The sequence below is a fragment of the Paenibacillus sp. N22P23 genome, assembly GCF_059383735.1.
This window is the reverse complement of sequence record NZ_JBXENT010000002.1, coordinates 645,907-658,361: the sequence shown is the minus strand read 5'-3', so window position 1 is coordinate 658,361 and position 12,455 is coordinate 645,907. Positions and strand designations below refer to the sequence as shown.

Here is a 12,455-nt window from a genome sequence, read left to right as displayed (position 1 = left end):
ATCGTACAAACAAAAGCCTCCTGCAGCATGATTTCATGCTTTAGGAGGCCTTACTGTTAAAAATGCGGTTCTTTTTGTTTGAGGAGGGGATGCTCATGCGTGTAAAGCCGGTGAGGTTGGCTGTTGTTGGTGGAAATCGTGGGACCAGTTTCAATCTGTCGCTTGCGGCATTGTCGGACAAGATTTTGTTGACCGCCATTTGCGATTTGAATGAAGCCGTATTGAATTCGTGGAAAGCACAATATCCCGACATTATTACGTATCACAATTATGATGAAATGCTGCAGAATCCTTCCATTGATGCCGTCCTTATTGCGAGTCCTATGCTAATGCATGCAAGGCAGTCTATTGACGCTTTGAAGGCAGGCAAGCATGTGCTGAGCGAGGTGATTGCGGCGCATACGCTGGATGAAGCTTTTGAGTTGGTTGAAACAGTGGAGCAAACCGGTCTTGTCTATATGATGGCCGAGAATTATTGTTATACGCGTTCTAATTTGGCTGTGAAAAATATGTCCGAAAAGGGGATGTTCGGAGAAATCACCTATATGGAGGGTGCCTACATCCATGAACTGCGGCATATCCTCCACAATCCGGATCGCTCCTTGAACTGGCGGGGGCGGCTTCATAAAGACTATAACGGGATGAACTACCCGACCCATTCACTTGGCCCTGTTGCGCAATGGGTCGCAGCAAGCGGAGACGAGCTTGAGAGCATGGCGACCTTTGTGTCCAAATCCCGCGCGCTCAGAAACTACTGCAACGAGCAGTTCGGACAAGATCATCCCGGGGCGCAAGACGGGTTCTGGCAGCAGGGTGATTCTGCTGTTACGGTATTACGGACGAAACAAAATGTGATGATCACGCTGCGTGTAGATTGGTCGTCGCCAAGGCCGCATAATACGAAGCATTACGTGCTACAGGGAACCGAGGGGGCGTACGTATCGGGGCGATATCAAGGAGAAGATGACTTGATTTGGCTAAGAGACCGGTCACCTTCCAGCACGGATATATGGCATGACAATGGAGAATTACAAACTACATGGCGTACGCTCAGCAGTTATCAGCCGGAGTACGACCATCCGCTTTGGAACAAATGGGCGGAGCATGCTTTACAGGCCAGGCACGGCGGTGGTGACTTCTTTGTGCTTGAAGAATTTGTTTCCGTTATTTTGGGAGAACGGGAGCCAACTATCGATGTTTACGACGCGGTGACATGGAGCTCGGTTTTCCCGCTATCGATGCAATCCGTCGCAGAGAATGGTAAAGTGTTGAGCTTCCCGAAGTTCAATAAACGATAGGAGGCGCGATGACTATGAACCAAGAAAGATTATTGCCGCAATTAGTGATGGTCAGAGAGCATCTGTCGGATTTGCCGGAGCTGATGCTCCCTCCCGGATACGAGCTTCGGTCGTATCAACCGGGTGATGACCGCCATTGGGAGCAAATTGTACAGTCGGCGTTTGGCTGGCAGAAAGATTTCCAGAGGGGGATTAAAGATCATCCGTTCTTTAAGCCGGAGCGGGTGCTCTTTATTTGTTACAACGATATGCCGGTGGCGACCGCTTGCGCTTGGTATGAAGAGAAGTTTGGTGGAGATTGCGGGTATTTGCATATGGTAGCTGTCGACCCTGCGTATTCCGGGAAAGGGTTGGGCTATTCCATAAGTCTTGCTGCATTGCTCCAAATGAGCAGCGAAGGGCTCGAAAGAGCGGTGCTGGAAACGGATGATTTTCGCATATCGGCGATAAAGATATATGTAAAGCTGGGCTTTAAGGCTATTTATATCCATGACAATCATGCGGGCAGATGGAATCAACTGTACCCACAATTGAACCCGCAAAAGGCAAAATATGATGTGCAAGGCCACAGTAGGCCGGGTGGCACCAACCTTAACGAAGATGCACTTGTAATTAATAACGCTATTCAAGTTTACGGAGTAATCGACGGAGTATCCTCCATGGCGGCGTACAAAGATACGCAAGGCCATACAGGCGGATACCTTGCAGCACAATTGCTGGCTTCGGAATTGAACGCGCACGATGCCCATTTGGATTTAAAACAAGCCGTACTTGCCGCGAACCGGAAACTAAGTGAAAGCATGGCCCAAGCGGATATCGATTTGTCCTGCAAATGGAAGAGGTGGGGCGCGGTATTTGCTATTGTCCGCATTCATGAGACGCATATTGAGTATGTGCAAACCGGTGACTGCATGCTGTTCATTGCCTATTCCGATGAGAGCATTCAGGTGCTGACTCGAAATCAAGTTGCTGGCTTTGACCTCATGACCTTGAATAAAAAGAAGGAACTCTCAGATACTGGACTATCGAAAGAACAAGTGAACGAGCAGCTGTATCCTTACAGTATTGCGAATCGAAATAAGGCGAATACGCCCGAAGGATACTCCGTTATGAACGGTGAACCGGAGCTGGAGCTATATATCGAGCATGGGAGCATCTCCAGAGCAAATGTTAGTAAAATTTATGCCGTATCGGACGGCATGTTCCATCTCATCGAACACGCCGATGATCCAACAAAATGGGAAACCATGCTTCGTTTCTTGAATGCCATGGGCATCGAACCTTATATGGATCATTTGACTTGCAGCGAGAATCAGGATCCACAATGCGAGCACTACCCCAGACATAAAAAATCCGATGATAAGTCGGCTATGATCATAGATTTCAACAACAACGCATAAGTGCGAAGGGAGCAAGCAATAACATGAAAACTGCTATTATACTGGCAGCAGGGCAAGGCACGAAGATGTGGCCCTATGCTGAAATTCGGCCGAAGGCGATGCTGCCTGTTGGAGCCAAGCCGATTATCGCGCATCAGGTGGAGCTGCTGCAGGAGCAAGGCTTCACAAAGGTAGTTATTGTAGGCGGAAAGCTGCATGGTCAGATTCGTAATTATTTCCGCGAGAACGGGAAGCACTCAGGCGCCAGTCGCGATATGGAAATTATCGTGTTGGCCGATGAGAAAGCACAAGGAACGGCAATTTCGCTTACTGCTGCGCGTTCAGCCGTAGGCGACGAGAAGGCGTTCCTGGTTCTCTATGGCGATACGCTACTTGATCGTGCGGACATAGAGCAACTGGTTGCTTCATTTGATCGTCGGACTGAACATGAGCTTGCTGCGGTGCTTGTCAATCCGCTGCAAGAGCAATCCTCCTCGGATTGGATTTGCTGCCAGCTTGAGGAAGGCTTAGTCCAGCATATCGTAGGGCATCCACGCGGCGGCTGCACGCATCGATTCTGCGCATTTGCCTTCAGTGATGCTTTCTGGTCCTATGTGAGCAGCAACTCAGGCTTGTTTACAAGCGTGCAGGTAGGGATGATGCCGCCTCTGGAAGCACATCTAGAGATGTCGCTGCTGGATTGTATGAATGACGGTTATGCGATTCGGACCGTTGAGACGACAGGTGTTTTTGTTGACCTGGACAAGCCGTGGCATATCCTGTTGGCCAATGAGCATGTTGCACGCAGCAGCTGTGAGAAGCTGACGAGCAATATCCTCGGCGAAGGCGCGTCCATTGATCCGAGCGCCTCTATCGATGGCTTTGTGCAGCTGGGCGCCGGCAGCAAGATCGGCCGCAACGTCATTATTGAAGGAAATATCATTGTCGGAGACCGTACCATCATCGAGAATGGCGCTATTCTGAAGGGCAATCATATCATTGGCAACGATACTTACATTGGCAACTATTGTTTCCTTTCCGAGGGGACGACTGTCGGTGATCATTGCGTAATCAATCACTGTGCGGAGCTGGAAGGCGTTATTTTTGACACCGTATACTTGTACCATTACATGGAGTTCTACGGGGTTATCGGTACCTCTACGGATCTTGGCGCAGCTACCGTTTGCGGAACACTGCGGTTCGATGACGGAAGAACCACCCACCGGATCAAAGGACGCAAGGAGACGCCTAGCGAGCACAGCGATGCCATCTACTTGGGCGATTTTGTCCGCACAGGCGTAAATGCCATTCTCATGCCGGGCGTGAAGGTAGGCATCTACAGTGTCGTTGGATCGGGCGTCATACTGGAAGAGGATGTCCCTAACCGGACGCTGCTCTATGTGAAGCAGGATCTTGTCCGTAAAGAGTGGGGGCCGTCGAGGTACGGCTGGTAAGTTAGTTTATAGGAGTCTAGAAGGTGTAAATAGAAGAAGGCGTTGGCCGAGTGCGGTCAGCGCCTTTTTGCGCATATTCTTCAGCTTGGCAGCTTCTAGGCCAAACAAAATACCCTGAGTCCGATTAACACCGGACTCAGGGTATTTAGCATTTCAATTTTTGAATCGTTTATACAGAATCATTTTTAAGGAGTTTGTTGTTGTACTTGGCATACAAATGTCATGACATGACTGTCAGCTTCAAACATAGGTTCTCCATTTAGCGTCATATCACTGTATGTTACAGTAGCAATCACATTGAATGCATTCGATGTATGATAGCTCACAACACCTGTATCAGCATCAACTGAACCGTCAGCATCTGAACTTGAAGAATAGGTGACGGTAACCCAAGCATTTCCATCCGTATTCTTGTTTAGATCAGCAATTGCAGCAGCCAACCAAACAGGAAGCGCGAAGTTTGCGGCAGTGACTTGATTCAATTGAACTGCAGCCACAGTAGCATTAGGATCAACGACATTGATCGTAAATGTGACCGTGCGCGGAGCAGCGGCGCCGCCATCTGCCGTCCATGCCGTTACAGTAGCCATTCCAGCCTTTCTAGCTGTAACAACCGATCCATACGTCTTACCGTCAAAGTTCGTAGTGGACTCGCCTGTACGCAGATCAACTACTTGGTAAGCAGCAGCTGAATCATCCCAAGCATCTGTACTCCAAGAAATGTTCTTGATATAAGAATTCTCTTGTCCTGTAACAGATAGATCTAGTTGCTCCCCGACATTCAAAGTAATCGTTTGAGTCAGGTTAGAAGGAATCGAAATATCGCCCGTAACTCTGCTCGAAACAGATGTAATCGAATTGCCCAAAGAGCTGATGAGCGCTTTGTTAGTTGGATCCACCGAGAGCCAGTAAGGAAGTGAAATTCCAGTTGAAGCTTCCATGCTGTAATCGCCGCGAGAAGTATTTGGATTTAGCCAGTTCGTATTGTACTTAGCCGTTTTAACTTCATCACGTGGCAGCAGTTGATCATAGTCATCAGAAGGCAGATTGTTTGTCAAATCGCTTCTGCCCGCATTGCTAACAGTAACGTTAAGGAAGTTACTTGGCATACGGTGCATTTGCCAATCAGCGCCTGCAAGGTCTACTTGATTGCCGGATACATCTACACCAAGCGCTTGGAGTTGACCAAGGCTCATTGCATAGAAGTACGATAGGAACGGGTTATTCGTTCTTTTCTCGTTGTACCACCATTGATTTAGACCCTTCAGATACTCTTGCTTCAGTGCAGGCGTTGTGTTGGCGTTTGCAGAAGCGATAAGACCTGCAAATCCAAGCGCTGCCATTTCCTCATCAGAGTAGTTCAAGTAATTTTCAAAAGTTGTACCGTCTTCTCCGACTCCTGAACCGTCGTGCTCGGAGATACCAAAATATCTGTTATGGTATTGCGAAGCAACATCAGCGATCGTGTTGGAATTGCGGACTTTTGGAAATCTTGCTTTGTATTGAGCTGGGTTAGTCAGAACATTAAACTCATCCACATAGTCAATAATACCGATTTTAGCCGTTTTGTAACCGTCAGCAGTGCCAGTGTACAATGGAATGCTGGAATCAGCCACAAAGTTCTGACCTTGTTGCAGCATCGTCAAGTCAAGAATTGCGCCTAGCGATGCGTCTTCATAATCGGAAAGTCCCCATGCATTCACATTGCCATCCATATACTCTGGGTTATAGTAAGACCATCTGGTAGGGGTTGAAGGTACATTCAATCCATTACCGGAAGCTGCATATCCAGCTGAGTATTTAGCGCCAGGAGTACCGTTCAAATCTTTTCTATACTCTGGCAGCAATGGAACGACAGGATTTCCATTCTTTTGTTGAGGAGCTACGCCTACAAAATAGTAGTTGTTAATAATAATATGGTTTGTAACGTTCGTAATGGCTGTTTTCGCAAGAGAAGCCAGCTCTGGATCTACATCCTTGAATGTTTTATAAGCCATGTCCAAGAAGTAGAGGTGACCGATCATCTCATCCGTGGAAGTCGTATCTTTGTAGAAGATATGCTTGCCAGCAATATCGAATGTATCAGCCAGTCGCTGTGGTACCGGTACTGTTGCATAAGCCTTTAGAGAATTGTAGTCATATGTGCTAGTGCTAAATGCAGTTACATCATATGGCTTAGCGTAGTTAACTTCAGTGCCATTAATATCCTCGGTTGTACCGCTTGCGATCTCCATCCATCTTTCTTTGTCGTTCAACTTGGAAGCCAAGAAAGCTGCATTACCATATTGAGCATCGTCAAAGGCATAGTAGGAACGGGAGACAAAGCCATCTGGTGCCGGAGTACCTGTGTTCTCCAACGTAAAGGTTCCGTCAGCATTCAGATAAACCGGGTACCCTTCTTCAGAACCATCAGGGTTAGCGCCTAACAGATCGTAGATAGCTGGATTATTTACGTTTGAAGCTGCTGGAACTTTAAGCTGTCGTTGAGAGATGAAGGACAACAGCAAGTCCGATTCAACCGAACGAGTTGCCGATGCAAGAGCATCTTTTGTACGAGCATCATCAGCGCCATAAGTAGCTTTCATGTAGTTATAGCGATAGAGCTCGCCAGCCCCGTACATCGTCGTCCATAGCCCGTCATTGTCAGTACTGCCCAAGGAACGAGCGATATCAGATTGATCTTTCGAGCCATTGACAGCCGCATACATATCTTCTTTGGTGTTAAAGCGAGCTGTACCCGATTGGAAGCCCAATCTGTCATTTAAGTTTCTTCCAACCTCATCCAATAGCAGTGTCTTAGCCATCAGTGACATTTGCTTTCTAACGATATGAGTCACATCGCCATTAGCGCCACGAATCCATAGACCACCATTATTGTCCGACAAGATGGATGCTATCTCATCTGACGCTTGCGGACTTAAAATTGGGATGTATCTTGTGCCTTGCAGGTATTGAATTTGGTCGAGCGGATTACTCGCGTTAGGATCATACAGCGTTACGGATTTCTTGTCGGAAGCGAGCATCCATTTAACGCCATTTGTGCCGTCAACGTATCCGGCATAAGAAGCAGAAGGCCAAGTTTTTCCGGCTGGAGCTGCAACTGTACCCGTGGTTAGAGTAGCATTAGTGAAACTAGGAATCTTAGCATCACCAGCGCTGTAATAGTAAACGATTTTTTCCAGGTTCGTCGCTAGGCTTGGATCATTGTTAACCTTAACCGTAACCGTAACCGTAGAAGCACCTTGTTTACCTGTAATTGTTGCTGTTCCTGCAGAAATGCCTTGAACTTTACCGGCATTATTGCCATTCGTATTACCAATGGTATCCACATATGCAACATATGGATCAGATGTTGTCCATTGAATAGGTAGTGTCAGATTGAAACCTTCAGGCTGTAAACGAGTGATCTGTGTGCTGTACATGCTGATCGTTGTTCCAGTAGTAACAGGAGTAACAGGATCAACAATCGGCGTAGAAGTGTTAGAAACAGGGCATTCAAAAGTCATAACATGGCTGTCTTCTTCAAATCTAGCACCCAAATCATCCCATGCACCAGCATCAGCGTCAGGGTCAGCATTAACGGTTGTATCCGAATAGGCAACAGTTGCAATGATTTTGAATGGATTATTGGTCAGATAAGTAATTTCGCCTGTTACAGGGTCAACCATACCATCTGCCTCAGAAGAAGAACGATAGGAAACTTCTACAAACGGGTTACCATCTGTATTTAGGTTAGGTTTAGCCATTTCTGCAGTCAACCATGCTGGATAAGCAAAGTTACTTGCCGTTACAGCGGTAAGAGATGCAGGCGCTGCACTTGCTTTAGGATCAACGACGTTTATAGTATAGGTTAGTGTCTTAGGAGTTCTAAAGAATCCGTCGATAACATAGGCAGTAACCGTAACTGTTCCCGGTTTAAGACCTGTTGCATAAGCGCCAGTGTATTCGCCTGCTACGCTGATGCCGGTTGCATCAACATTTCCGACTTCACCGTGGACAGCTAAATCTCTCAGGTCAATAACTTGGAATTTGCTTGGATCAGCATTAATTGGAGCAGGTTTTCCATCCACATAACCTGCCTGGTGCCAAGCATCTGTCAGCCAAGAAACGCTTCTGATATAGCCGGTAGTTTTAGCATCAAGCTTTACAGAATCTCCAACGTTAATGGTAAAGGTGTGCGTTGCAGCATCGTAGTTACCATTAGGGTTCATAGCCGCGACATTGGTCGGATAAGTTAAGCTCTCTGTTCCCTTGTTTACAGGGGCCGTAACTGCTTGTCCAAGCGCAGCTACATTAGCTGCATCCTTAGGATTCATAGTTAACCAGTAAGGCATCGAAATAACGGTTGAAGATTCCATGCTTCTTGAGAAACCAGTGTCAATTGTTCTTCTATCCATCGTACCGAAGATATTTGTGTTGTACTTCGACATCATAACTTCATCACGAGGAATAAGTTGGTCAACTATGCCATCAGGTATAACATGCGTTACATCGTTTCTGTTAGCAGATAGAACATCCCAGTTCATGAAGTTATTAGGGATACGAGTCATCTGCCAAGTTGAACCGGCAAGATCGACAGTTGGATTTCCAATGTTAACGCTTTTGTTTTTCAATGCACCAAGAGATGCTGCATAGAAAGTAGTAACAAATGGATTTTTCTGTCTCTTCTCGTGGAACCACCATTGATTCATACCAGATAAAATGTCCCCAGCATGAGTAGCATCAGTATGGTGAGCTAATGTATAGTATGCGAGCGCAGCTTCTTCTTCATCGGAATAGTTCAAATAAGATTGGTAAGAAGTGCCGCTTTCACCCATTCCATTTCCGTTATGAGCAGAAATACCAAAGTATCTTGAGAGGTAATCCAGGCTCATATCCAGCAGAGAAGTAGAGAAATGCGTTTTAGGATATCTTGTTTCGTAATCGTTATGAGCAGTTTTAGCTCCAGTTGGAGTATCGCCGTTCATAACATTTAGCTCGTTCGCATAATCAAGCGGCTTGGTAAGTGTTACACCTTGAGCAGCAAGAGCAGTTTGCTCAGCTTGTGTGTAATTGCCCATATCTTTTGCAACTGCAAGCATTTGCAGCGCAAGAGTCGCATTAAGAGGGCCGTCCTCATAATCATTTCTTCCCCATGCATTAGAAACGCCATCAAGGAATTCAGGGTTCATATTGGCCCATTTTGTAGGAACCGAAGGATAGTTCAACCCGTTGCCTTTGGCAGCATTCTCAATAGGGTCAGCAGGATTAAAGCGAGACTCAACTGGGTTTTCACCGGTTACACTGACTTGATAGTAGTTGTTCAAGATAACCGCATTCGTATGGTTAATCATGTCATTCTTGATCAGAGCAGCAAGTTCAGGGTCGCTGTCTTTGAAAGCACTATATGCCAGATCAAGTGTAAAGTAATGACCTACCAACTCATCCGTTGATGTTGTAGCTTTGTAGTAAACATTGCTGCTGTCCAGGTTGTTTTGCGTATCTCCACCGTTTAGAGCAGCATAAACTTGAACAAGTCTGGAAGGTACGGCAACCGTATCATAAGCTTTCAACGCTCCGGATGGAGTCGAATAGTTGACCGTTGTTCCGTTGATATCAGTAGTTGTTCCAGCCTTCTTTTGCAACCAAGCAGAGTTTACGCCTGGATTACCGTCAGCTAGAGTAGCGCCATTGTTCTTATCAGCAACTTTATAGCTTCTAGCGAAGAAGCCGGCAGAAGCAGGTGCGTTACCTGCAGCAGTTAACGTATAGTTACCTGTAGCAGCGTCAATGTAGACAGGCTTTCCTTCATCTGAGCCATTCGGATTTGCACCCAATACAGTGTAGATGGAAGGGTCGTTTACATTGGCCTTGGAAGGCACTTTTAGCTGCATTCCAGAGACATAACCGAGAGTAACGATGGATTCAACAGCGCGAGTAGCAGACGCTCTCGCATCTATTGTTCTTGCGTCAGCATCACCATACGTTTTCTTCATGTAGTTGTATCTCCAGATTTCACCGGAAGCGTACATCGTTGTCCAGAGACCATCATTGTCCGTATCACCGATATAAGCTCCAGCGCCTTTATCCGCGTTCATCGCAGCTTTCATCATATCAGCTTGCGTTGAGAAAGATACAGCGCCGGATTGGAAGCCGAATCGATCAGCAAAGTTCCTCGAAATTTCTTCTTGAACCAATGATTTTGCCATCAAAGACATCGGCTTGCGAACAATGTGAGTTGCATTGCCAGCAGCACCTAATATCCAAAGTCCATTATTGCCGTCAGGCATAATGTTTGTAATCACTTCTTCTGCGCCGGTTGCTGGACCAGCAACACCTGTTTGAGGAATATATCTTCCACCTTGAAGGTACTGGATTTGGTCAGCAGAAGCTAAGTTAGGGTCGTATAACGTTACCGCATCGGATATGATGCCAGTCGTTACAGGAGTTGAGGCTGTACCTAATTTTATTTTGTCGGTTGATTTGATTAACGTATCTTTCGATACTAACCACTTCACACCTTTCTCACCTTCAACATAACCAGCGTATGTTTTAGATGGGAAAGTTTTGCCTTCTGGAGCAGTAGGGATATTAGCTGTACTCCAAGCTGTTGAACTAAGAGCAGCAGGGATATTAGCATCTCCAGCGTTGTAATAGTAAACGATTTTTTCCAAGTTCGTTTCTTTCGCTAGGTTCGGATCATTTTTCACCGTAACGGTAACCGTAACCGTTACAGCGCCTTGCTTACCTGTTATTGTAGCTGTTCCAGCTGTAACGCCTAGAACTTTACCAGCGTAATTGCCTTTGCTGTTGCCGATTGTATCTACGTAAGCAACATAAGGATCCGAAGTTGTCCATTGGATCGGCTCCGTTACTATCAATCCTGCAGGCTGCAAACGAGTGATTTGCGTACTGTGCATGTCAACTGTAGTTCCAGTAGAAACAGCAGGAACTATAGGTGTAGGAGCAGTACCGCCGCCAGTAATAGGAGGAATTACCGGTGTATCAGGTGAAGTTGTACCTTCTACGGTTTTTCCGGCAACGGTAGAAGTGATACCAGCAGCAACATTAACATTTGCAGGTTGCTGGGCGATCGTTACGCCGGCTGATTTGATGTTAGCAGTTTGAATGCTGCCAGTACCTGTAACATTCGAAGGCGAGTTAAGTGTGAGTACGTTTAGTGTCGAATCAGCGTCTAGGTTTAGCGTCGTTGTATGGTGCGTGTCAGTTACATTTGTTGTACCCGTAACTGTGGAAGCAATTAGGTTTACACCTTTTGCAGAGACAAGGCTAAGATCACCTTTTACTGCAGTGTGATCAAATACAACAGGTTCTGATGCTGCGGCATCCGTCACATACACATCACCAGTGATTGTAAGACCTTTCAGTACAGCGCCAGGAAGAGCGACCGTAACATTGCCAACGATTGTGGATGGAAGGTTAGCGAGATCTTCAGCCGTTCTTACTAATGTCCCCATAACGCGATCCGTCATAACGAAAGATTCGGCGCGCGTGATATTAGCATGAGGATCAAAATTCCCATTGCCTCTACCGTTTAGATATCCCTTAGACGCAAGAGCAGAGACTGCTTCTAAAGCCCAACCCGCTATCTTCGAGGAATCGTTGAATGCAATGTCTTTATTTCCGGTAATAACTTGGAAGCCTCTTGAAATTAGAGCAGCCGCTTCTTGACGAGTAATAGCTGCATTAGGATTTGCATTGTTGCTCGCATCGCCGTTTAGTAAGCCAGCCGCGGAAGCCTTTTGAAGATCTGTATAATACCAATCACCAGGATTCGCGTCGGCAAACGTTTTGGAACCGACAGTACTTTGAAGATTGAATACGCGATTCAGAATCGTGACGAATTCCGCACGAGTTATAGCTTCGTTTGGATTAAGATTTCCATTCTCATCACCTTTTAGTAAGCCAATGGATGACCATTTTTGCAGTTCTTTCGCTGCCCAGTGTGTAGAGGCATCTACGTTTGCTGCCACATTAGTCGGGACATCTTGAGAAGGACTTGCAAAAGCTGCAGTGCTTGATAACAACATGCTGCCAATAGCGATAGAAGAAATGACTTGCGAAGTTTTTCTCGTTTTTCTCGACATTCTCTGTGCTCCTTTTGTTGTTTTTCTGGAATTACACCGACGCTTGAAGCGCTTACAATTGCATGCTTCATATTCGCCCCCACTGACTTTAATTCGCTTTCAATTGCGAACCATACTTCATTATGGGCAACTTTTAAACGCATTCACAGTTCGTTCATTTAACAAATTCAATCATTAATTGACTGCTTAATATTCTCAATTCATGCTAAATAGCTATTTTCTATCGTATTTTGATTA

General features: G+C 46.1%; 4 protein-coding genes. 3 read left to right on the top strand and 1 reads right to left on the bottom strand.

Annotated features, from left to right (window positions below; translation table 11 throughout):
* Window positions 1-95 precede the first annotated feature (95 nt).
* From AC506A_RS13480 to AC506A_RS13470, 3 genes are read left to right on the top strand one after another with little or no spacing between them, the layout of a single operon-like run.
* Entirely contained in the window at window positions 96-1,298 is a 1,203-nt protein-coding gene (locus AC506A_RS13480; protein WP_495461508.1) for a Gfo/Idh/MocA family protein, read from the top strand.
* Between the two features lie 14 nt (window positions 1,299-1,312).
* Entirely contained in the window at window positions 1,313-2,698 is a 1,386-nt protein-coding gene (locus AC506A_RS13475; protein WP_495461507.1) for a GNAT family N-acetyltransferase, read from the top strand.
* 23 nt (window positions 2,699-2,721) lie between these two features.
* On the top strand, window positions 2,722-4,131 hold the full coding sequence (locus tag AC506A_RS13470; protein ID WP_495461506.1) for a sugar phosphate nucleotidyltransferase: 1,410 nt from the start codon (window positions 2,722-2,724) through the stop codon (window positions 4,129-4,131).
* Window positions 4,132-4,316: 185 nt separating this feature from the next.
* On the opposite strand, the gene AC506A_RS13465 is transcribed toward AC506A_RS13470, so the two are convergent.
* Window positions 4,317-12,218, bottom strand: a complete 7,902-nt coding sequence (locus tag AC506A_RS13465; RefSeq protein ID WP_495461505.1) for an S-layer homology domain-containing protein — start codon at window positions 12,216-12,218, stop codon at window positions 4,317-4,319.
* Window positions 12,219-12,455: the final 237 nt, after the last annotated feature.

Coding starts and splice junctions, on each gene's coding strand:
- AC506A_RS13480 (WP_495461508.1), top strand. CDS start 96: ATGCGTGTAAAGCCGGTGAGGTTGGCTGTTGTTGGTGGAAATCGTGGG.
- AC506A_RS13475 (WP_495461507.1), top strand. CDS start 1,313: ATGAACCAAGAAAGATTATTGCCGCAATTAGTGATGGTCAGAGAGCAT.
- AC506A_RS13470 (WP_495461506.1), top strand. CDS start 2,722: ATGAAAACTGCTATTATACTGGCAGCAGGGCAAGGCACGAAGATGTGG.
- AC506A_RS13465 (WP_495461505.1), bottom strand. CDS start 12,218: ATGTCGAGAAAAACGAGAAAAACTTCGCAAGTCATTTCTTCTATCGCT.